Raw genomic sequence first — 23759 nt, forward strand, 5'->3', positions numbered from 1 at the left:
GTTAGGGTTTATTTCGTATGCTCATTTTTAAGAGGATTATACTGTTTAAAAGTTTGTTCATTTCAATTAATGGAAAACCGTAGAGTTTCTATCCTTAAGTTGATGGGCATGCATTTTCACCCCTATTTCGGTTTCTCTGCTTTTAGTATAAACAAAAAGAATGAACCTGCTCAGTGCAGAAGTTCATTCTTTTCACATGAGAATATTCACTTTTTTCATATGAGATGGTTCATCTTCGTCCCATTCTCTTATATCGGCAACAACATCGTCACTGAAAAGCCACTTGTTCCATCTACAATAATTTTTCCGTTTACTGAAGCTGTTCGCTCCTCCATCCCCATAATACCGAGACCTTTTTTAACAAGAGCTGCCCCTTTTCCGTTATCCTTCACTTGCACCTTAACCATCTTGTTAAGCACATGAATATCTATAGAAATAACTGTAGCATCAGCATATTTCATTGCATTTGTTAGTGCTTCTGTAACATTCTCACCGATAATTTTCCACTGAATGGGAGAAATCATATCTAAGTTCCCTTTATATACAAAAGGAATATTCACATCATTCTTACCGGCAAATTCCTCTATGAATAATTTCATACGATGAATACCAATTTGCTCAGTTGGTGGCTTCATATTTTTCAATGTAATGCGAATACTTTCAATTCCATCTTTTGAAATGTGAATTGCATTTTGTAATAACTCCGCAGATTTTTCTTTATCTATTTCCATTAACCTTTTTGCTGCTTCCATTTGAATAAGCGCACCCGTCATCGAGTGACCAATTTTATCATGAATTTCTTGCGATAACCGATTTCTCTCTTCTAGCTTAAATGTGTATTCAGATTGTCTTATGTACTCTTTATTTTCATGTAAGCTTTTCGTAAGTCGTTGCATATCTTTTCGCATCTTATCATTTTGCGATTCAAGCTTTACTACACGCGATATATACCGATCTGCAATAGTTAAAACGAGAAAAGAAAATGCAACAATTAATCCATAAGTCATTCGAATACTTTCATCTGCAATCGTAATTGGGAGCATCATAACGACAAAGCTTGGCCAATTCTTTTCTATGTAATAGAATGTAATTTCGTATAAGTTCAAAGATAAAAACAAAATAAAAAATGGATGAACCCTCCATGTAAATAACATAACTACGCCAATGGATATACAGATTAATATTTTTTTATACGTATCTTTTTTAAATATAGAAATCATTACGTTTACAGAAAGGTAAATAAGTAAAGTAAATATAACCCACGGTAAATTTGCTACATTTGCGTAAATATAACTGAACACAATATATAAAAAGACAATTAATTTACTTACAGTTAACCAAAATTCCATATCATTAATCTACTTTCCCTGTTAAGTAATAAATCGCAATTTGTGTACGATGTTCAAGTCCAGTTTTCCCTAAAACTGACGTAATATAATTTGCAATTGTTCCCTCAGATATAAAAAGCTGTTTCGAAATTTCTTTATTTGAGAAACCTTTTGCAATTAATGCGATAATACTAAGCTCCCTTTCTGTGAAAAGGCTCTTATCAATTTTACATTCTTCCTCTTTACTTTCCATTAAATTAGACTTAATTTTATCGAGAATAACATCTTGCATAACAGTTTGACCGTTATAAACCCCTTTTATCGCATCACGAATACGCTCCGGATCGTTATTTTTTAATAAATAACCTTTCGCTCCATTTTTTACTGCATCCAAAATATATTCATCATCATCAAACGTCGTTAAAATAAGCGGTTTTGTTTTCGTCTCTTCACAAATGAACTTCGTCGCCTCTACACCGTTCATATTTGGCATACGAACATCTAAAAGAGCAATATCAACTTCATGCTTTTTACAATACGCTACAGCTTCTTCCCCATCATTTACAGTATCTACTACTTCAAACTCTTCGTATGTATTTAAAATAATTTTCATGCCTTCTCTAATAAAAGAGTTATCATCTGCTATTAATATTTTAATTTTCATGTTTGTTAGTATGGACCTTTCCCTACTAACATTCACATCCTTTCTCCGTGTAACATTTCCTACTTGCTCATTATATACTTCTCTTTACCATTTTTTCACACCTTTTTTCATCTAGCTCTCCCGCGAAAAATATATTATTCTTTTTTTACAAAATGTGTAGGGTGACTTATCATTCTTTACGTCTATATAATAGAATGCGTCAAAAAGGAGGGAGAGACCGATTGAGGAAAAACAATTAATTGAAAAAGCACAGCAAGGAAGCGAGCATGCTTTTCGTATCCTTGTACAAACATATCGTCATTATATTTTTCAAGTTATCTTTTCTATTTTAAGACATGAAGAAGATTCGAAAGATGTTACACAAGAAGTATTCGTAAAAATTCACACCTCTCTCCCAAATTATCAATTTCGCGGATTAAAAACGTGGATGGCACGTATTGCCACCAATCACGCTATTGATTATAAGAGAAAGAAAGCTAGAGAAAGTGAAGAACTCTCCTTATGTAAAGAAGCTGAGGAAAATATACAGTCCTCTCATAATATTGAGGCTTTATTATTGACGAAAGAGCAAAAATTACTCATTGCTCAAAAACTGCGAGAACTTCCCGAAAATTACCGTGACGTTGTTCTCGCACATTACTTAGAAGAAAAGAGCTATCAAGAAATTGCTTTACAGGAAAACATCGAAGTAAAAACAGTCGAAATGAAACTGTATCGAGCACGAAAATGGATTAAAAAACATTGGAAGGAGGAAGAGTTTCTATGATGCATTATTCAAAAGAAGATTGGCGCAATTATACATTAGATTTTATAGAAAGTAATGAACGTGAATCTATGGAAGAACATCTTTATGAATGTGATCATTGTTTAGCACTTTATATGGAAAGTATTGATGAACAACATGAAAACCTTCCAATGATAAATGATGATTCATTTACGAACGAAGTTATGACGCAAATTAATTTTGAAACACTACAGTCTAATGAAAATATAAAAACAACCTCACTAAAGCGCACGATCATTCATTACATAATTGCGACTGCGGCTACAATTATTTTTATGGTAAGTGGTTTATTTCAGTATATTTTTACAGCGACATCAAATTTAGAGAAATCTTCAAAACATAACGAGTCTTCTATTTCACAACAAATTGTAAACAAATCGGTAGACACATCGAAAAAGGACGGAGGTTCAAAGCATGAATAAAAATCCCTTTTTAGCACTTGTATTAGGGCTAATTCCTGGGCTTGGACATTTATACTTAAAAAAGCTAGGACGGTTTATTTTATATAGCGGGGGATCACTATTTCTATTCTCCTTTGCAGTATTTTGTACCATAGTAGTAAGAGAACGTGATATTGCTTTTCTTTCTCTATTTTTACTAGCTGTTCTATGGGTAATTAACTTACTAGATTTAGTTATCACTATTATAAACCAAACGAAAAAGCAAGAAGCTGGAGAAGTGATAAATTCCTCTAAAGAGAGCGAACGATTTTATATCATTCTCTTATCCATCATCCCTGGACTTGGCCATTTCCAATTAGGACTTATGCAACGCGGACTTACATTTTTAGTAGCTTGCACAGGAATCGGAAGTATGATCATTTTCGTTGCACTTTTAACATCGCAAGAAAGTTTTCTTATCTTCCTTATTACGTTACCTGTTTTATGGATTTATAATTTCTTTGACGTTGTTCAGCAACTACAGAAAAAAGAACGTGGCGAGCAATTAATTGACCGTACTATTTTCGAAGATTTTGAAGAGCACCGCGAGCAGGGAAAGAAAAGTAAAACATTTGCTTCTATTTTAGCGATGTTCCCTGGAGCAGGTCATATGTATTTAGGCTTACAACGCCGTGGTCTTCAGCTTATGGCGGCCTTCTTACTATCTATTTATTTACTCGACTTATTAAGACTTTCTGCGTTTTTATTTTTAGTACCAATCATTTGGTTCTATAGCTTTTTTGATGCGTTACAGCAAACAGCAAAATACGGAAAAGAACGAGTTCAAGACGAACCCATTATCGATTATTTTATCAATCATCAAAGATGGATCGGTATCGGGTTAATTACACTCGGTGGTTATTATTTATTAGATCAAACAGTCCTTCCTATTTTGAATGATTACTTTGCAACTATATTTAACATTCATCTTAGCGAGCTATATTATCGCTATTTCCAAACATCTATCGTTGCACTTCTCTTAATTGGCGGCGGCTTTAAATTGTTACTTGGAAATAAAGAAAACAAAGGTGGTACAAAAGAATGAGAACATGGCGTGTTGGAACATTCTCAATGGGGCTTTCTATTATATCGTTAGGATGCTTTTTACTTTTTTCAGTCGTAAAAGGAATTCAAGTATTAGATACACTAACTGCATGGTGGCCAGTTTTACTCATCATACTTGGAGCTGAAGTTTTACTATACCTTCTATTCTCTAAAAAAGAGCAATCTTTTATTAAATATGATATTTTTAGTATTTTCTTTATCGGCGTTTTAGGAAGTGTCGGAATTGCTTTTTACTGTTTATTATCAACTGGATTACTAGAAGAAGTTCGTCATTCTATTAACACAACGAGGCAAACGAGTAATATTCCAGACGGACAATTTGATATACCTGAATCTATCAAAAAAATCGTAGTAGATGCAGGACATCAGCCTCTAACGATAGAGGGAAATAATACAAATCAAATTCATCTTTTGGGAACTTATGAAATGACAACGAAAGCAAATGAAAAACTCAATTTAAAACGAGATGATTTCCTTTCAGTTCAAACGGCTGGAGAAACGATGTATATCACTTTAAAATCATTACCTGTTCAGCATACGTTATTTAATTCAGCACCACAGGTGAAACCAACGCTTGTTCTTCCGCAAAATAAAAATGTGGAAATCCGTGCTTCAAATAACGAACTATCTCTTTATCCAGGTCAATTGCAAAATAATTGGTTTGTACAGGAAAGCTCAAGAGTGTCTGTCCATCTTGCAAAAGAAAGTGATGTATCTTTAACAGCAGTAACGAATCAAAAAGAAACACATGGAAGTACACCTTGGGAACAAGTAGAAGACTTAACGAAAAACGAAAATACTTCTTCAGAAGAACATCCAGAATTAAACAACCAAGAACATTGGTATAAAAATTCGATTAAAACTGGAAATGGGACGTACAAGTTAAATATTGAGAAAGCTTATAATTTGAATATGAGTGTTCTCGAAAAATAAAAAACCTTCCGCAATTGCGGAAGGTTTTTCTCATATAATCGCTTTAATTCCTTCTAACACTAATCCAATCATAAATCCGCAAACCGCCCCGTTCACTCGGATCCACTGTAAATCTTTACCGACATTATTTTCAATCATTTCGATTAACGTTTTATCATCTAACTTATCAAGGTTTTCTTGTACAAGCTTACCAATTTTCGAATGGTTCTTCTCCACAAGACTTACCACTTGTTTTTGTAACCACTCCTCTATTTTTTGAACAGTTTGTTCATCTTCTTTTATTTTATTCATTTGTTTTTGTAAAAATGGAATAACATATTTATCAGCAAATTCTTCATTATTTACAAAAGCAACTGCTCTTTGCTGTACTTGCTCTAGCATCTCTTTTATTTTGTCAGTAGCATTCCAATTCGCAATCCACTTTTCTTTCCAATTTTCTAATTCCTGTAATAACGCTTCATTTTCTTTTACATTGATAATTTCTTGCCGAATCTTCGCTAATATAAGTTGTCTTGTGCCATTATCAACCTCTTGTAAGCTGTTAATATTACTAATGATAAACTTCTGCAAAATGCCGCCAATCTTATCTTCATCTACAATATTCATAAATGATTTCAAAGTAAACTGCAAGAATCCATCTACTTTTATATTTTCCATCGCCTTCATACCTAAGCTACCGAGCTGGTAACGAGCTTCATCTTGCGCTGTCCAATCTTTTACCTTCACTAATATGTAATCAAGTGTCTTTTCATCATATTCTTGCACAACTAATTGATCAACAAGCACTTGTAAAATGTTATTTGTATTAATTGTATGTAAATACGTCTTTAATTCTTTTTCAATAATAACCGCTAATTTTTCTGTATCGATTGAAACAATCGCCTTCTCAGCAATCGTTACAATGCCTTTTTTCACAGCATCAGACTGCATTTCTCTCTCTGCAATTTGTAGCACCATTTGTGCTAACTGCATCTCTTTTACTTTATTCGTAATACTTTCTTTCGTCAGCCATTCATTTTCTAACGTATTGATGAGCCCTTTCGTTACCCGTTTACGGTTTTTAGGTAACAAAGCTGTATGCGGAATTGGTATTCCCATCGGATGACGGAATAAAGCAGTAACCGCGAACCAATCTGCAAGCCCGCCAACCAATCCAGCTTCAAATCCCCCTTGTATAATCTCTCCTGCTACCGTTCCTTGAAAAGGGATAGAAGCCGCAAAGCCGACACCCATAACCCCAAGCGAAATACCCGCTATATATTTAGTCTGTAATGACATCGTATACACATCCTCTTATTATGTAAAATAAAGCTTTTTTGTTGTATTTATTCAATATTAGTTATCCTTTATATATACTATAAAGAACTATTGTGAAAATAACAAAGATTTTTATGTACATGAAAAAATGAGGCTACAACTAGCCTCATTTTTCTTATATCGTTAATTCCAAACCTTTCCTATAATATTCATTCATTACATCTTTAGGAACCATACTTCCACCCGTTCCCCACACAATATGAGTACCTTTTTTCAACTTCTCTGTTAACTGTTGCTTTTGTAAATACTCATCTTCTTTACATACTTTCACTGGCCCAATCATACCTGCTAGTGCAGAAGGCTCTAAATAAATATTCTCCGTGTCAGCTAGTTCTTTTAACAATCTATATAACTCTTCATCGCTTACTGTGTAATTCCCACTCAAAAATGGTTCCATCGTTTTACCGACAAATCCAGACGGTCTTCCTACCGCTAGTCCGTCCGCGTCTGTTACATTATCAATCCCGATATCTTGAACAGCAATTTTATCATGAAGTCCTGTCATTAAACCGAGTAACATACATGGAGAGTGCGTAGGCTCCGCAAAGAAGCAGTGCACGTTGTCTTTATACAATAACTTTAAACCAAATGCGACGCCGCCAGGTCCGCCTCCTACTCCGCACGGAAGGTAAACGAATAAAGGATGATTTTCATCTACTACAATCTCTAACTCTTCTAATTGCTTTTGTAATCGCGATGCTGCTACTCCGTATCCTAAAAATAAATCATGGGAGTTTTCATCATCTACAAAATAACAGCTAGGATCGGCATCTGCTTGCTGACGCCCCTCTTCTACTGCTTTACTATAATCAGCTTCATACTCAATAACGTTTACACCTTTACTTCTTAATAAATCTTTTTTCCATTGTTTCGCATCTGCTGACATATGAACCGTTACGTTAAAACCTAGTTTCGCACTCATAATTCCAATGCTTAGCCCTAAATTTCCTGTTGAACCGACCGCAATTGAATATTTGGCAAAAAACTCTCTACATGTATCACTATCTAAAATGGAATAATCATCTTCTTCTGTTAACATACCATGCTGCAATGCTAGTTGTTCAGCATGTTTCAACACTTCATAAATGCCGCCCCTAGCTTTAATTGATCCTGATATCGGAAGATGACTATCACATTTTAATAATAATTCTCCTAAAATAGGTTGCTTGTAATTTGTCTCTAAAGCTTCTTTCATAGAAGGTATTTTCACTAAAGATGATTCGATTATGCCGTTCGTCCCTTTCGTTTCAGGAAAAACTTTCGCAATATATGGTGCAAAACGCTTTAATCTCTCTTCCGCATCTTTTACATTCTCTTCATTCAATGGTGTATCTTTTATTGCTGTTGCATACTTTTCTATGTTTGGATTTATCCAAAATACTTCTTCTGTTGCAATAAGTTTATTCACTAATGGGTATTCTGCTTGTAATGCCCCTATTTCTTTCATTTTGTTTCCTCCTTATATCCTTGTAGCTCACCATATAATAAATTATAATTAAATTAATTTTAATATAGTTTAACACAAATCGTTAACTTTAGTTAATTTTAATTTAATTTATTTAAATATAATTTAATAACCCTTAAGGAGATTTTCATTATGGAAAATATAGATATTGGTAAAAAAATTGAAAAACAAAGAAAAGAAAAAGGTTTAACTAGTAAAGAACTAGCAAAGATGGCCGATATTACACCATCTATGTTAAGTCAAATTGAGCGTGGGTCCGCTAACCCTTCTATTCAAACATTAAAAGTGCTTGCTAAAGCTCTTGATGTGCCAACATTTAGCTTTTTACTTGAAGATACAAATACAGACGATTTAATTGTACGTTCCCATAAACGAAAGAAAATGATTATCGATAATTTATCATATGAAATGCTTTCACCTGATTTCACTGGAAATTTAGCAACAGCAATTATGACCGTCCCGCCTAATACAGCTTCATCAGAAAATGTGCTAGAACATAAAGGAGAAGAATTAGCATTTGTCTTAGATGGGAAAATCACATTATATTTAAACGAGGAAGAATACGTATTAGAAACTGGCGACAGTGTAAAGATACCTGCTTATTTAAAGCATAAATGGGTGAATCATTTTGAGAAAAATGCGATAGTCTTATTTTCTGTTACTCCGCCGATTTTTTAATATATCAATAAAAACAGGTTACTTCTTATGAACTACACCTCCAATTGTTAGACTGTGTCTAACAATTGGAGGTGTAGTTTTCTTATGACTAAATTTACTTCAGAAAACAAAATGAATGCAGCAATACATTATCAAGATGGAAGTGAGAGTATAAAAGATATTGCGAAATCATTGAGAACGAATCACGAAGTGGTTCGAATATGTATAAAACAATTTGAATATCATGGAATCCGAGCATTTGAAAAAGACTATACAACGTATTTTGTACAGTATAAACTAGGCGTACTAAATTATATGTTCGAAAATGGGACGTCTCCAAACGAAACGGCAGTTATTTTTAATATTTCTTCATCTGGACTTATTAGAAAATGGCGTATTCAGCTACGTCAAAAAGGAGTAGACGCCCTTAAATCTAAGAAAAAGGGGCGTCAATCTATGACTAAGGACAATCAAAAATCAATTAAGAAACAAACACAAACAGAAGAGTCAGTAGAAGCATTACAAGCTGAATTGGAGCGTTTGCGTATGGAGAATGCTTATTTAAAAAAGTTCAACGAATTGTGAAAAAGTTAGGTTTAAAGAGCCTAGTTCGTATGAAAAAATATCGCTCTTATAAAGGGAAAGTAGGTAAGATTACGCCAAATATTTTAGAACGTAACTTTAAGGCTAAAAAGCCAAACGAAAAATGAGTTACAGACATAACAGAATTTAAATTATGCGGCGAGAAGCTCTACTTATCACCGATGTTAGATCTATTTAATTGAGAGATAATCGCTTATACAATTGATTCAAGACCAACCTATTGACTTGTATCAAAGATGTTACGATAATGCGATTATTGAAAGTTTCTTTGGTATTATGAAATCTGAATTTCTTTATCTAAAAGATTTTGAAAGCATAGAACACTTTAAACAAGAATTTGAAAAATATATCGATTATTATAATCACAAACGAATTAAGGCAAAATTAAAAGGCATGAGCCCGGTACAATATCGAACTCATGTCCTAAAAGCTGCCTAATGAAACGACTTGTCAAACTTTCTGGGGTCAGTTCAACTTTTAACGAACCCATACCATAGTTTAGTATTAATGTTACTAGCTAACTCAATAGCCCCTTTACTATAAAAGCACCTAGATGCCTTCATATGATTATCTTCATCATAATATTTGATGGCTAATTTCCCATTATATTTTTGGAAGTATTCATATAAATTTTCCTTGGTGTAATATTTATTCCTAGATATTATGAGTTTTTCTAGCTCTTCTTCAGGAATATTTAGATGTATGCTTTTAAGATTTGGAAATGATGGTCATATTCTATATTTTTAAATCATTACTAATTTCCAATCCTGTTTCAAATACATTCAATACTTTGTCTTCCCTCCCCAATTTTGCAAATTCGCAAGCCAAAATTAAAATGCTCTATAATTGTTAGGGGACTCGGCAATTACTTCAGATATATGACGAATTGCTAATTCTGATAAATTCTAACTGTTGTATAAGAATCTTAAATTATGACAACCGATAAGGCAAGCATGATTCTCTTCATTTTTCTTAAATATATCCAAAGCAGAAACTAAACGCTCTTCAGCTAATTCATAATCGTTACGCTTACAAAAGATACCTTTGGCCTTACCTACTTATTGTAGAGCTACTACATATTGTTGATTGTGACCGTAAAACATAGCCATTTTATAGTAGAATTCTGCATGTTTTAATTCACCTGGAAATTTCTGTCATTTCCTCTTCCTAAGCCATACCACTAGTACTCAAAAATTCTGTTCTCCTAACTGTAATATCCCCTTATTTACCGGACATTTTACTTTCACTTCCCAGTGTCCATGTACTGTAACCCTTACCTGGGGATTAAACATTTTTAATTCATCTACACTGAAGATAATGCTTTTCTCCTCAAAAATTTTTTCCATAGTGTTTACTTTCCCTATCACTTCATTCTGCCAAAACACTTCTAATGAAGCCTCACTTTTAGGATCTCCCAAGTATTTATATACAACTTCAACTTCCCCTGTACGTTCAATTAGTTGAAAAAAACACTTTTTCATATCTATGGGACTATTAAGAACAATATTAGTTCCACAGGTATACGGCTTAAATATTGATCCATCAAGTTCTGTAAGACAATTGACTTTATGATACCAATTTCCTATGTAATCATTCTTAACAACTATTTTATTTGGGTTAAACTTGGGATCATAATAAAATATTATATCATGTGGACTATTAAAAACTACTCCATGCACGCGTGTATGAGTTTGTCCAATTGGTGTATTAAGATCGTTAATCCAAAACACTTTAAAAAAAGAATCTACCCACCTGCTTTGATAGGTATTGATAATGATATAACCTGATTTATTTAAAGGTAATTCATGATAAATTTCTGGAACCGACGTGTATAATCTTTCACCACATCCATAGGGTTTTGCAACAGTTCCATCTCCATCATCAATAATGAATATACCCCCTTCTACCTCTAAATCCAATAAATCTGTCTCCATTGCACAAAAAAATGTACCATCTTCAAAAAAGAACATTACATGATATAGTTTTTCTACTTCATAATGCCCTGTAAATCCTTTTACAAACTCTCCATCATATTTCAATTCTTTAGTAGGTGGATATATTATACCTTTTAGACCCTTATATGTCCCTTCTTTAACCAGTGCTACTTTCCCAATATTAGGATCTCGGGGATCTAATTTTGGTCTAGGAGCATTATTAGTACTAATGCTATTGCGCGTATTTTCACTTATAACAAAGTCAGACAATTTTTTAGCCTCCCACAACATGTAATTCTATAGATTCATCATTTAATACAGTGCGGTCCACAGCAATAACCATCCCCTCACCAACTTCAATCATAATGAATTTTTCAGTGATATCTTTTAAACCACCAATATATGCATTTTCTTTACATGTAAGCATAATAGCTTTTCCAATTTGATCCCCTAATTCACTAATCGGATGTGATTTCCAATTACTTCTCATATAATCACCTCTAAACTATTCAAGTTTTAATACTCTCTTTATAATCGCTCTTTATAATCAAACCCAAAACTAAGCAAGAATATAAACAATTAATTTCTATATCAAAATTAATTGTTTATATAAATTAAAGTTTTCCATCATTAAAAAACTACATGTTTATTGCAATCTATTTAATAGTATTATAGGTAAATTAGTTTATATTTTATCTGCATGTAGAATTATTTTTTATTTCCTTAAAATTCCCCCTCAACTTTTTCAGCATATAAAACGATACTTATAATAGAAAGAGGTGTTTTAACTGTATAAAACAATGCCAAATTCAAAAGAAAGAGAATTTATATACAATAGCTCATACAACAAAGGGCATATAAGCACTCCTAGCATGGTAGCTCACTGTATTGGCCTAAGTACTCACGCAAAATTGGTTTACTCAAACATTTTGAATTACATTTATAAAAAAGGAGAATTCGCATTCCCAAGTATTTATAGATTATCTATATCTTGTTCCTGCTCAATAAATACAATTATTCGTTATATTAATGAATTAGTTGAAAAAGGATTTATAAAAAAAGAGGTCCCAGGTCGCGGAAAAAGTAATCGATACTACATAATAGAATGTGATAAAATTCCACTCCTAAAAGTATCAGAAATGATGTGGGAAGTAATAGATACACTTGCAAAAAAATATGGTTGGAAGGATATTATGAAATGTAAAAATTCAATATTATCTTTTCTCAATCAAAATAAATATTCATTACATCATATGGAGATTCAGCAAAATACAATAAACCACTTAAATGCTTTATTCCTTCATGTTTTAGAGAAAAAAGAATTAGATATTGAAATATTGACTAGTAATTTTATATTTAAAAATCAATCTATTATATAACAGTTTCAAAATTACAAAATCATATAAAGAATTTATAAACATAATGGGTGGTGTGAATATTGAATGAACCTTATGTTACTTGTGCACAATGTGTCGTTAGGGATTGGTGCCAACGTAGAAATGGTACTACTCCCCTGCCACAGGATTATACGATAAATCCTGAGTGTGGCGGTTATATCTTACTTAATCAGGCTATAAAGCTTTCTCAAATTCCTTTAGAATATCAAAATGCAAATAAAAGAAATTTCATAATAGACACGGATAACAAAATGTACAAAGATTACATTATAGATACTTTTAATTCAATTAAGGAAATTGTTAAGAATGGAAATAATCTCGCTTTTATACATCCACAAAAAGGAACTGGTAAATCATATACTGCTATAGCCTTTGCAATGGAATATATATTTAAATCAGTAATGAATCCTTCTTTATTTAATTTTGAGTCTCCGGTTGTACTCTATATTAAGTATGGTTCATGGGCAAATGATCTACGCCAAATTTATCAATTAAATGATGAAGATTTCACACAAAAAGTTTTACAACAAGTAAAACTCATGAAGACGGTTCCCTTACTAATACTTGATGATATAGGAAATGGAAGATTTACAAATTATATTAGAGATTTTACTTATGATGTGATTGATTTTCGTAAGGAAAATAAAAAATCAACATTTTTCACTTCTAATCTTACACTCCAACAATTAGAACAAGAGAATTGTCTTGGAGATATTATTACATCTCGTATGTTATTTAATACTGTTGTATATCAATTAGGAGGTCGTGATAGAAGACAAGAAAAAAGTTATATTTTGAAGCCCATTATATAGAGGGCTCGTCATGCAACGAGCTCTTTCTACAAACCATTTAACAATAATATGATAAATATGTAAAAATAGTATTACAATTAATATATTTCCATAGTATACTAATTTACATGATTAAATTTTCAGCTTATGAATTGAGTAGAAATGCATTAAATCCTTATATATAAATATCTGTAAAACAAAAGAAGTTAATCAGAACATAATAAAGCAGCAATATCTGTTTTGGATAGTAAGATGCTTTATTCCATTAGGGATCTGATTTAATCTTCTATTCTTTTACGCCCCAAAAACGAACATAAGTTCTTTTATTTTTCGATAAAAATAGAACATACGTTTTATTTCGAATCACAAAAGAACATACGTTTTATTTTTTCGCCCTAAAAACGAACATAAGTTCCGTGTTTTGTTATTAAAAAAATCGCAACTATTTCCATTATCACATCGATTATTATGTCGAGATTAGATGAAAAGGAGTCTATATTATGCCATCCATTGAAGAATTACAACTATTAAACCATATATTAGAAAACAGGGATTGGTCTTCAATTGATAAAAATGGCCTTGATGAAGAACATTTCCCTATACATAAAGATATTTTTAATTACATTAAAAATTTTAAAAAATTACAAAAACAACTTCCAACAATAGAAACCGTAATGAATATATTTGAAGAATTTGAAATGGTCGAATTAGAAAAAACAGAATTTGTAGTAGATGCTCTGAAAGAAGATTGGTTACATAGAAAATTCAAGCCCTTTCTTCAAAAAGCAGCAAACCTTGTCGCTGAAAAGAAAACTGTAGAAGCTATTTTAGATATTAAATTAAATGCCACGAATATGTTAAAACTTGCGAATATTGACAACAAAGGATACTCATATACTGGAATGGCGGATACACGTAAGAGTAAATACTTATCAATTCATGGTAGAGATGAAAATGAAATTTTAGGAGCGACTACAGGCTTTAAAACATTAGATTTAGTGACTAATGGATTAGTAAGTGATGAGCAAGAAACTGATTATTTTCTTGTTTTCGCACCATCTAATATGGGCAAAACATTAATATCCTCATTTATGTTAATGTCCGCTTGGAATAGTAATATCGAGTGGGATTTCCCTGCATACTTTGCTTTAGAACAACGTGCCGAAGAAATTGCCCGAAATTGGGATCATGTCCTGGCTGGTGTATCAAATTTAGGCATACAACGTGGTACTATGTCAGCTGAACAAAAAGACCGTTATATCTTCTTTTTAGATCAACTAAGGAAAAAGCAAAAAGATATGGTCATCTATGATATTCAAAAAAATGGTGGTCGCCCCTATACAGTTACTGAAATACAACGCGTCCTTGAGTCTGAAGGACATACTCGCTTTGTTTTAGATCAATTATCCAAAGTACGTTTAAATAGCTCCAATAATAATTTTGGGGATTTAAGACAAAGATTATTTGATATATCAGCAGCAGTACGTGAAATGATTTTAGGAACAGGAATTCCAGGTTATGTAGTAGCACAAGCTAACAGAGAGTCCGCTAAAAGAATAAAAAAAAGTCTAAATGATAGCACGATGACTGGTGAAGATATCGGGGAAACTTATGCAATTTTTCAAGATGCTAGCAAAGGTATATCTATTATCAAAATAAATGAAAATACCTTTAAAGTACAGGTTATAAAAAATCGTGGCAATGCTAGTGGTCAAAGTTTCATTGTGCGATATAACTTTGATACCGGACTGATTAGTACCATAAACAATCAGTATGAAAAACAGTTCTTCTAGTCTTAATAATGGAGATGAAAATACATGCAAAAAGCAAAAAATGTAGAAATTCTCGAAAATACATCACTTGATATAACAAGTCTAATAGATGATTTGCGTTTTAAGTATCAGTATTCCCTTAGATATCAAAGTAACCATGCAGCATTTTCAAAGAAAAATGATAACGGCAATTATATAATGTGTTGCTGTCCGAATCATACAGAAACAAGACCATCATTTGGTATTTCTAAAACCCCTCCCTATCACACACACTGTTTCTGTTGTGGATACTTAGGAACCATAGATTGTGTAATTGAAACCGCTTTTGTTTTAGAACGAGGCAACGGATTAAAAGCCCTATTATCAAATTACTATTTTGAAGACAATCGTAAACCTTTAGACATTACAAAAATCTTAGCTACAAGAAAAAAATGTATAAAAGCAAATACATTATCCGAAGAAACACTCAAAAAATTGGATGAGGAAAAATTTAAAAATCAAGGAATTTACAATGTAGCGATGTCCTATTTAATTAATCAGCGTGGAATAAACATGAAGACTTTAGATACTTACGAAATAAAAATAGATGTCAGAAATAAATGTATCGTATTTCCGCAACGTACTCGAAACGGGGATCTTCGCTTTTTACAAAAACGAAAAATTGGAAGCAATTATAACGGTTCAAAATTTATCAACGAAGGATTACCAAACAAAAAAGATATTTTATTTGGACTTCATTTAATTAATCAATTACGTACATCAGCCAATCGAATTAAAAGAGTTCGTATCGTAGAATCTCCTATAGATGCAATGAGTAACTATCAAGTAGGTATTCCTGCTGTTGCAATTAACGGGAAATTATTATTTAAAAACCAAATACGCGAATTACATCTAGCAGGTATAGAGATAGTTGATCTATTTTTTGACAATGACAAAGCTGGAAAAGATGCAACACAAAAAGCAACAAAACACTTAATACAGGAAGGATTCACGGTCAATCATACTCTTTATCCACCCCAATTCACTGAAGATTCAAAAATCGACTCCAATGACTTACTTAAGATGGGGTTACTAGATAAATTAAATACAAATTCAATTAGTTTACTAAGCAGTAAATTTTAATTCATTCAAATAAAGGGGATTTATATAATGAACACAGCAACTATAAACTTTCAAGATTTAATAATGGAAATACTAAACTCTGAATCTATAGCTAAAATTTTTAATTTTGAATTATTTAAGGTGAGAAATCAAGATAAAGAAGATGTGAAACAAGATTGTATCTTGCGTATAATGAAATCTCTTCAACAAACAACAGTTCCATCTGAAAAGCTACCTTCATTCTGTCAAACAATTATTAAAAGAACCGTGGTTGATTATTATCGTTATACAAATAGAATGGTAGAACAAAATTCGACTTCTGTATTTTATTGTGATGGATTTATTGAAGACGATTCTAGTGAAAACAATTGCCCTACATTTTGCCAAGAGTCTTACGAACAAGGATATGAATTCTCAATTGTTAAAGCAGATTTTGAAATACATAGAAACAAATTTACTCCGACTGAACAACATGTCATAGAATACATGCTATATGACGGCTTAGGAGTCTGTATGAATTTAGCCGAAATCGCAAACGAACTTAAAATTAATAAATCGCACTCAACAAGAGCATTAAAGAAATTGCGTAGCATTTATTGTTGTTAATATACTTAGTTCCCTACTACCTCAAACAACAATCACCTAAAAATATTGTAAAATAATTAAGAACATTTTGTAAACAAAAGTAACTTTTATTTTCATTATAAATTCCGCAACTATTTAATTAGTTATTACGATAACTATTAATCAGTCTAGTATATACAACTAGTATACAACATCGACAATAATTTTCAAAGGCGTTTATCTGTTTCTTATTAGATTTCAGCCCTCTTTTATATATATAACCATTCATTACATGAACTTTATTAGAAAATTATTAAGCTTAATTATTGATTTGTTACTATTAAGTATTGACTAGATTCATAACTTACAGTCTGCATTTAAAAACTTAAGTTCTGTTTATTTATATAAACAGAATAAACAAAGTTAATTTAAATAAACCTTTATATGGATATATAACAATTGAGTGACGTTATATATCCTGTCAATTTAAGGAGGAAATAAAGTATGACGACAATAAAAGGATTAGATGCAATTTTAAAAGTGGGAAACACCTTTCTTACGTTTAAAGATAAAAAACCACTTACACTTTTATTTATCGATTGGTATGAAAATCTGGTTGGTATTCGCGAGCATTATGAACCTACCTTAAAACCCAAATATATACGTTGTCCAGGGACAGATGTGTGCCCCCTTTGTCACGTTAATCCTGGTAAATATCCGAATTTGAAGATTAAATTACGTGTATATGATCCATTAGATAATAAGATTAAGCTAGTCTCTTTAGCGAAAACCCACATTCAAAAATTACACACAGACTTTAATCTTTACATGATTGATCCTACAAAAGATTTTGTCACTATCTCTAGAAGTGGGACAGGTGCTAATGATACCACTTATTCAGCTAAACCATACTATTATACTTCAGTGGATGAAGAACCTATATTAAGGAAGCCAGACTTTAATGAAATTGAAATGCTTGATATATCAACATATATAACTTCTCATAGTCCCAGTGAAATCCAAGAATTTATGAATGCAGCCTCAACAATATATAATTTACAGCAAGCACAGTTTCAATGTAGTTCCCCTACTCTTTCATTAACTACTGAAGGTTTTGATGAAAAGGAACCATTGAGAACTACTAATCATAAATTACCGTTTTAGAAAACCGTATGGAATTTTAATTTCTATTATTAAATATAGAAAGGGACGATTATGTCGTCCCTTTTTGAAGTAAGGAGTTGTAAATTTTGTTTTTTAAATCAAATGAATTCAATCAGGACATTTTTACACTATTAAATAAGCGCGAAGTAAAAGAAAGCACGCAAAAAACTCGTACAAAAAAAAATGAGAAAAAAAAGAGTACGATAAAACAAAATCAATATGTTCACGGAATTAATAATTCAGTAAAACTACCTTTAAATTACTACTTAATACATACCCCTGAACAATTTAAAGAATTCATTACCAAGTATAAGGTGTATAAAACCTTACATTCGCAAGCTTATACATTTATTGATACGAAATCCACTGGTTTGAATCCTTTTAAAGACTCAATCATCTCAATTACGATTGGATTTATGGATAACAGTTTTTTTTATATACCTATTAAGCCTTTTAAACATCGATTATCACAGCATATCTCTACATTAAGTCTAGAATACACGATGAAAAAACTCTCACCACTATTAGAGAAAGATACCTTATTAATACTTAGTAACAGTAAGCAACACATTCATGCTCTATATAATTGGTGTAATTTTGACATTACATATAATATCTTTTGGGATACTGAGATAGCTGCAAACCTATTAAATGAGAACCATCCAAAAGGTGTAAAAGAATGGTATAAAGAATATGTATTACCCCGTTTTATTTCAAAAGGAACCATTTTAAATACCATCGATAGAAAAAAATATATGTTTGAAAAGACACTCTATGATCAGCTACAACATCATGTAGCTACCTACTTCGCTTGCTATGATATTTTTATGCTAAAGTCTGTATTCGAGTATCAAAAAAGGATTTTTGAAAACCCTAAATTTAATCTTGTTCCTATATATAAATTATTTAGGGAAATAGAGATGCCTTTAATAGCCGTACTTACTACCGCTGAAAGAAAAGGAATTAAAATTAGTGAAGAATTTCTAAGTAATGATGTAAAACAAATACTCCAAACGAAATTACAATCCGTAAAAAAAGAAATATTGAATTACCTAGGTTCCACTATCACATTAAATAATTGTATACACCCACCTAAGCAACAAAATAAATATAATGGCGTAAATAAATTAACAAGCACTTTGTTTAATATAAATTCTCCAGCCCATTTGGCCCAAAAACTTTATATTGATAACGCTATTCTAAAACCTATCATGGAATATGACAAAGGTTGCAAAAGTGTGATTTCCAAACTAAAAACAGATAGAAAAACGCTGATACGTAATCTATCAAAGCATCCTGTAATTCCTCTAATTCTAGAATATCGTCGCTTAGTGAAATTAATAAGTTCTTTTTGTGACTCCCTACCCAAAGAACAACAAGGTACTATTGATAATAAAATCCATCCTATCTATAACTCTGTAGGAACTAAAACAGGCCGTATGAGTTGCTCGTCACCAAACCTAAAGTTGTGGGCTGCATAAAGGTGACTTTATGTGTAAGCAGATCGTTAATTCAGGGGAAACTAAGGGTAATTACCTATGTCAATCCTGAGCCAAGTCTAATAGGGATATTAGAAAGGTGCAGAGACTACTTAAATTAACCTAGAACAGGCGAAATAAGCACGAAAGCGATCCACCCTTCTACAACAGGGTGATGATATAGTCCGATACTCTTTGAAAAGAGAGAGCAAGGATAAAGAGCCTTGCATTACTACAATGACAACAAGTACCAAGTAAAGCTGATTTTATACGTATGGCCTTTAGAGCAGAAAGAGGTAGATTATTCACCAGTATTGACTTCAGTTTACAAAACGTTGGCTGAAGTCGTTAATCTAAACCTACTCAAAACAGGGAACGCCCTCATGTAACGGTGGAGCGAATCCTGTGCTTCTAGTGACAAGAAGTGCAACGACTGCTTGTTAATTATCATCTTGATTCATAGTTAACAAAATAATGAGTCGTCTATCAACCAAAATTGATAAATCCATCGAACTCATTTATACGGTAGGCTATGGGCTTAGTGGTCACAAAATTTGCCCATTATTTGCAGGAATGCAACAGAAGGTATAGTCTAATCCGGCTCCTTTAAGGAGTGTTCAAATACCATGAAAATGGCGGTATACATACAACAAGAATTACGTTGGCTCGCAATAGTAACACAAGAACCGGTTCTAATTGAAGCCTTTAAGAAAGGTTTAGATGTACATAGTCAAATCACTTGCCAAATTAAGGGGTTTACTTATAACTTGTTTGAGGATATTCGAAATTATAAAAGAGAGACATTAAAAGAGACTCAGCATCATATACAACAGCTTATAAATAAATGGTCAGATACCCCAGAATGTCTATATATCTTGAAGATATATAATATGAAGGAACTAAATAGTACTACTATTCCTTCTCTGGCAAATGCTTTTGAATCGCTTAGAAAAGAAATGAAAAGCATTGTATTCGGTAAAGGGATTGCCGAATTAAAATCTCACTCAAAACAGGGAAACCTAAGTGTATAAGCATATGGTAATCCTGTGCCAAAGCGTTCATATGAATGGCAGGTGCAGAGACTTATAGCGTTCCGCGGTTATATAAACAACCAATCTAACGAGTTCGCTTAATGTGAGAAGTAACTTGAAATAGTTGCTAAGGTATAGTCCACTCCCTTAGGAAACTAAGGGGTTTAAGTGACCTTATATGGTATAACAGAAATCGGTTTATCTGATCAATTAAATATTACAAAAGTAGCAGCTACTTCGTTAATTAATCAATTTAAAAAACAATTACCTAACTTTTTAAGATGGGAATCTGAAACACATAGAGAAGTTTTAACTAATGGTTATGTAAAAGATTTGTTTGGTAGAAAAAGACGTTTTAAAGAAACAATTTTAAAAACTACCTCTTCTTCCACCTTTAAGAACAAAAATTCAGATTGGAGATTAGAGAAAATAAAACGGCAAAGTTGTAACTTTAAAATACAAGGAACTTCTGCGACACAAGTAAAAAAAGCCATGGTAAATTTATTTTATCCCACCCGGCCAGATGGTACAAAATGCTTAGATAGAGATGAATGGCTACAGGAGAATTACAAATCTATACTTGAAGAGCATGATATACACATCGTATTACAGATACATGATGAATTAATCTTTGATGTACCACAAAATGTTTCCCAAGACGTTTTAAAAGAAATTTCAAATATTATGCTAAACGCCATTCCTTCTACCCATTTAGGAGTGACATTCCATTCGGATATTCATACCTCTCCATATTGGGGTGGTACATTTTCAATTGAGGAAATTAAAAAGTTTTCTAATAGTGATTTAGATCTGAACAGATTATTTCATCAACAATTTAAACAGAAAATAAACAACTTCCTGAATTCAACGTTTTAGGCGAATTTAATAGAAAATGAATTAAACATTATAATTGCCACTTTGATTAAATGAGATAATAAAAAAACGTACACTTCTGTACGTTTTTTTATCTTTTTAGCTCCTAATTATCTATACAAAAAATTGAAATACCATTTCAACTTCTGCCTCATTTGTATATTCAACCCTAGGCATGGTGCTCGGATTACCATCAATAGCTAACGATAACGGTGCAATACTAACCATTGGTGTAGGTGTTGTTAATAAAACCTTACATGCAGTTACCCATTCTACGCCATATTTCTGACGCGCCGAATCATTTAATTTCACATCAATTCTAGAAATATTTCCAAAGTTCGTTACTGACTCCCCTGTTTGCCTATTGAACCCTTTAACCGCAATACCATTACGTAACGAGTCATACGATACAATATACTTCTCTGATGCAATTGTAAGGATTTTATACGGCATTGCACTCTTAACAAATTCAAATACATTTGGTCGTTTGTCGGGCTTTCTAGTACTCATCTCAAATACGCTAATTAATTCAATATCTTTAAGTGATAATTGTCTCTTTTTACCTCCGCAATTGCTTGCTGTATCATATGGTACAGGAGCTATATCATGAGATAATTCACCTGGAATATCAATACAATTAAAGCACCTTTCAATAGATTCTATAATTGTAACAAAGTTTAATAATTCAAAATCTATATTTGTACGTTCTAATTCATATAATTTTTGTTCAAGCATCTCTAATTCTATTTCCAAACGACATTTTGTAATAGAGGAACAATCTGAACTAGCTATATCATCTCTCATACGCTGCATAGCATCTTCAATAGCTAAGATTTCCTCATACAAATCTCCAAATCTAATTGTCATTATCACTTCCTCCTCACTTTTTTTTCGGAGCCTTAGTAGGATCTAATGTCCAAGTGATCCAATCGCTTACATCTTTTAAAGAGCTTACATGGAAGTACTCTCTACACTGTCTAAAGAAAGGAATGATAGGACTATTCCAATTCCCTGGCCCTATTTTCCCAGGTCCTTTTCTTCCTGGAAGAACTGTATATATAGTTTTCATAGGCACTAACGCATAACGATTAAATACTTTAAGGCTATTTAGCTTCCCGTCAACCTGATCGTATGTAACTTCTTTATACAGGCGATGTGAAGGTTCGCTACTGCCCTCTAACTTTTGTCTATCATCTGATACAAGAATAAGAGAATTCTCTACGGGTTTACCATTTATTACACTTTTATCTATCACTTGATCAATCGAATGATAAATTGCAGACATACCAGATTCAGGGAAATCCGATCCTCGATTAAATGTTAGCGTACTAATATCAGAAAATGCTTGTGCTAATCCTTGTACATCTACACTTTTATTCAGTAGAACTCTCCAAAAGTTCGGCCTATTCTTTCCTGCTCTGTCTGTAGGATCAGCATAGGCTACTAATGATACTTTACATGGGATTTTAGCAGCTTTAGCATAACGCTCGATTTCATTTGCTGTGGCAACTAATAAGTTTCTAACACGACCTCCAGGTTCAAGGCCCCCTCCTTCAAACATAGATTCAGAAATATCTACAACGAAAATAATATTAACCCCTGTGACTGTAACAGGTGGTACCCATGGATCCGGTTTTGGATAAGGTAAAACTTGTGGTTTTCGTGCATAAGAAGGTCTCACACACTCCCTTATACATTCCCTAATTTTATACATTAATGTATCCAAGTTTTCACCAGATTCAAGTCCTGATTCCATGATTACTTCACGTATAGCTTCTAATTCATCTACATATTGCCGTAAAGCATCTACTGAGTATGGATGGCTATGTGCCATACCCTTACGCAAATCTTTAATCATTTTATCTATTTCTTTAACATATCTCATAATACTTTTAAGTTTAGGCATATCGATTGTAACCTCCTAACCAAATATAGTAAGCCCATTATAGGAAAAGGTGTGTCAAATGACACACCTTTGTGGTATTACCTTTTCAAGTTTCTTCTCAATTTAAGGCATCTTTTTCTAATACTTCCTCTTCAGCCTCCATTTGGCTTGCTAATTTACTAGCCTCAATAAATTCCTGAATTTCTTGCTTAGGAGTAAATCCAACTTTCTTTTCAATATTTTTACCGTCTTTCATAAACAGAAGCGTTGGAATCGTACTAACTTCACACAATTTAGTGATATCTAAAAATTGATCAGCGTTAACTTGAATAAATTTAATATCGTCAATTTCTTTTGACAATTCCTTAATATCCTGTGTAATCATTTTACAGGGGCCACACCAAGTAGTATAAAAATAAACTAAAACAAACTCTTCTACTATCTTTTCTTTAAATTCTTCAACTGTATTAATTTCAAACATTTTATTCCTACCTCCTGTAAAGTATTTATAAG

Annotated in this window: 23 protein-coding genes and 1 pseudogene; 15 read left to right on the forward strand and 9 right to left on the reverse strand. The window is 32.4% G+C overall.

What is annotated here, in order from left to right:
- Nucleotides 1-248 precede the first annotated feature (248 nt).
- Nucleotides 249-1349 carry a sensor histidine kinase gene (locus tag ACS2CR_RS10040; RefSeq protein WP_053514157.1) on the reverse strand — a complete coding sequence of 367 codons (1101 nt, stop codon included), beginning with the start codon at nucleotides 1347-1349 and terminating at the stop codon, nucleotides 249-251.
- A 4-nt stretch (nucleotides 1350-1353) separates the two neighbouring features.
- Nucleotides 1354-1992 (reverse strand): response regulator transcription factor, encoded by a 639-nt coding sequence (locus ACS2CR_RS10045; RefSeq protein WP_000694092.1) that lies wholly within the window; start codon nucleotides 1990-1992, stop codon nucleotides 1354-1356.
- Nucleotides 1993-2269: 277 nt separating this feature from the next.
- Here ACS2CR_RS10045 and ACS2CR_RS10050 point away from each other — a divergent pair, with 277 nt between their 5' ends.
- Genes ACS2CR_RS10050 through exsE form a run of 4 tightly spaced genes read left to right on the forward strand, consistent with a single transcriptional unit; the run spans nucleotide 2270 to nucleotide 5214 of the window.
- Nucleotides 2270-2758, forward strand: a complete 489-nt coding sequence (locus ACS2CR_RS10050; protein ID WP_071686419.1) for an RNA polymerase sigma factor — start codon at nucleotides 2270-2272, stop codon at nucleotides 2756-2758.
- Complete coding sequence (locus ACS2CR_RS10055; protein WP_000972351.1) at nucleotides 2755-3198, forward strand: hypothetical protein; 444 nt, start codon at nucleotides 2755-2757, stop codon at nucleotides 3196-3198. Before ACS2CR_RS10050 ends, ACS2CR_RS10055 begins: the two co-directional genes overlap by 4 nt.
- Nucleotides 3191-4261 (forward strand): hypothetical protein, encoded by a 1071-nt coding sequence (locus ACS2CR_RS10060; RefSeq protein WP_001039122.1) that lies wholly within the window; start codon nucleotides 3191-3193, stop codon nucleotides 4259-4261. Before ACS2CR_RS10055 ends, ACS2CR_RS10060 begins: the two co-directional genes overlap by 8 nt.
- Complete coding sequence (exsE, locus tag ACS2CR_RS10065; protein WP_001261427.1) at nucleotides 4258-5214, forward strand: exosporium protein ExsE; 957 nt, start codon at nucleotides 4258-4260, stop codon at nucleotides 5212-5214. Before ACS2CR_RS10060 ends, exsE begins: the two co-directional genes overlap by 4 nt.
- A 30-nt stretch (nucleotides 5215-5244) precedes the next feature.
- On the opposite strand, the gene ACS2CR_RS10070 is transcribed toward exsE, so the two are convergent.
- Together ACS2CR_RS10070 and ACS2CR_RS10075 are read right to left on the reverse strand one after the other, a co-directional pair.
- Complete coding sequence (locus ACS2CR_RS10070; protein WP_053514158.1) at nucleotides 5245-6492, reverse strand: DUF445 domain-containing protein; 1248 nt, start codon at nucleotides 6490-6492, stop codon at nucleotides 5245-5247.
- 154 nt (nucleotides 6493-6646) lie between these two features.
- A complete protein-coding gene (locus tag ACS2CR_RS10075) occupies nucleotides 6647-7978 on the reverse strand; it encodes a D-serine ammonia-lyase (RefSeq protein WP_053514159.1) in 1332 nt (443 codons plus the stop codon).
- A gap of 150 nt (nucleotides 7979-8128) precedes the next feature.
- Here ACS2CR_RS10075 and ACS2CR_RS10080 point away from each other — a divergent pair, with 150 nt between their 5' ends.
- Together ACS2CR_RS10080 and ACS2CR_RS10085 are read left to right on the forward strand one after the other, a co-directional pair.
- Nucleotides 8129-8674: a helix-turn-helix domain-containing protein gene (locus ACS2CR_RS10080; RefSeq protein ID WP_000427637.1), complete on the forward strand. Its 546-nt coding sequence runs from the start codon at nucleotides 8129-8131 to the stop codon at nucleotides 8672-8674.
- 84 nt (nucleotides 8675-8758) lie between these two features.
- Nucleotides 8759-9694, forward strand: a pseudogene (locus ACS2CR_RS10085) (IS3 family transposase).
- 749 nt (nucleotides 9695-10443) lie between these two features.
- Here ACS2CR_RS10085 and ACS2CR_RS10090 read toward each other — a convergent pair.
- Together ACS2CR_RS10090 and ACS2CR_RS10095 are read right to left on the reverse strand one after the other, a co-directional pair.
- Complete coding sequence (locus ACS2CR_RS10090; protein WP_153602491.1) at nucleotides 10444-11460, reverse strand: hypothetical protein; 1017 nt, start codon at nucleotides 11458-11460, stop codon at nucleotides 10444-10446.
- Nucleotides 11461-11464: 4 nt separating this feature from the next.
- On the reverse strand, nucleotides 11465-11680 hold the full coding sequence (locus tag ACS2CR_RS10095) for a hypothetical protein (RefSeq protein ID WP_001257365.1): 216 nt from the start codon (nucleotides 11678-11680) through the stop codon (nucleotides 11465-11467).
- A gap of 310 nt (nucleotides 11681-11990) precedes the next feature.
- On the opposite strand from ACS2CR_RS10095, the gene ACS2CR_RS10100 reads away from it, so the two are divergent.
- From ACS2CR_RS10100 to ACS2CR_RS10140, 9 genes are all read left to right on the forward strand, one after another.
- Complete coding sequence (locus ACS2CR_RS10100; protein WP_001133840.1) at nucleotides 11991-12569, forward strand: helix-turn-helix domain-containing protein; 579 nt, start codon at nucleotides 11991-11993, stop codon at nucleotides 12567-12569.
- A 59-nt stretch (nucleotides 12570-12628) separates the two neighbouring features.
- On the forward strand, nucleotides 12629-13399 hold the full coding sequence (locus tag ACS2CR_RS10105) for an ATP-binding protein (protein ID WP_053514162.1): 771 nt from the start codon (nucleotides 12629-12631) through the stop codon (nucleotides 13397-13399).
- A gap of 479 nt (nucleotides 13400-13878) precedes the next feature.
- Complete coding sequence (locus ACS2CR_RS10110; RefSeq protein ID WP_053514163.1) at nucleotides 13879-15171, forward strand: DnaB-like helicase C-terminal domain-containing protein; 1293 nt, start codon at nucleotides 13879-13881, stop codon at nucleotides 15169-15171.
- Between the two features lie 24 nt (nucleotides 15172-15195).
- On the forward strand, nucleotides 15196-16272 hold the full coding sequence (locus ACS2CR_RS10115) for a toprim domain-containing protein (RefSeq protein WP_053514164.1): 1077 nt from the start codon (nucleotides 15196-15198) through the stop codon (nucleotides 16270-16272).
- A 27-nt stretch (nucleotides 16273-16299) separates the two neighbouring features.
- Nucleotides 16300-16857, forward strand: a complete 558-nt coding sequence (locus ACS2CR_RS10120; protein WP_001090550.1) for a sigma-70 family RNA polymerase sigma factor — start codon at nucleotides 16300-16302, stop codon at nucleotides 16855-16857.
- A gap of 462 nt (nucleotides 16858-17319) precedes the next feature.
- Entirely contained in the window at nucleotides 17320-17979 is a 660-nt protein-coding gene (locus tag ACS2CR_RS10125) for a hypothetical protein (protein ID WP_153602490.1), read from the forward strand.
- An 86-nt stretch (nucleotides 17980-18065) separates the two neighbouring features.
- On the forward strand, nucleotides 18066-19460 hold the full coding sequence (locus ACS2CR_RS10130) for a DNA polymerase (RefSeq protein ID WP_053514166.1): 1395 nt from the start codon (nucleotides 18066-18068) through the stop codon (nucleotides 19458-19460).
- 623 nt (nucleotides 19461-20083) lie between these two features.
- A complete protein-coding gene (locus tag ACS2CR_RS10135) occupies nucleotides 20084-20488 on the forward strand; it encodes a hypothetical protein (protein ID WP_000781409.1) in 405 nt (134 codons plus the stop codon).
- Between the two features lie 168 nt (nucleotides 20489-20656).
- Nucleotides 20657-21364, forward strand: a complete 708-nt coding sequence (locus tag ACS2CR_RS10140) for a DNA polymerase (RefSeq protein ID WP_053514167.1) — start codon at nucleotides 20657-20659, stop codon at nucleotides 21362-21364.
- A gap of 111 nt (nucleotides 21365-21475) precedes the next feature.
- Here ACS2CR_RS10140 and ACS2CR_RS10145 read toward each other — a convergent pair whose 3' ends face one another.
- From ACS2CR_RS10145 to ACS2CR_RS10155, 3 genes are all read right to left on the reverse strand, one after another.
- On the reverse strand, nucleotides 21476-22228 hold the full coding sequence (locus tag ACS2CR_RS10145) for a hypothetical protein (protein ID WP_053514168.1): 753 nt from the start codon (nucleotides 22226-22228) through the stop codon (nucleotides 21476-21478).
- A 13-nt stretch (nucleotides 22229-22241) separates the two neighbouring features.
- A complete protein-coding gene (locus ACS2CR_RS10150; RefSeq protein ID WP_001125260.1) occupies nucleotides 22242-23267 on the reverse strand; it encodes a hypothetical protein in 1026 nt (341 codons plus the stop codon).
- A gap of 97 nt (nucleotides 23268-23364) precedes the next feature.
- The gene (locus ACS2CR_RS10155) at nucleotides 23365-23727 is read right to left on the reverse strand and encodes a thioredoxin family protein (protein ID WP_153602489.1); all 363 of its coding nucleotides are present in this window, start codon (nucleotides 23725-23727) and stop codon (nucleotides 23365-23367) included.
- Nucleotides 23728-23759 lie beyond the last annotated feature (32 nt).

Origin of the sequence: Bacillus cereus group sp. BceL291, from assembly GCF_051776705.1 — a bacterium.
Lineage (GTDB): Bacteria > Bacillota > Bacilli > Bacillales > Bacillaceae_G > Bacillus_A > Bacillus_A cereus.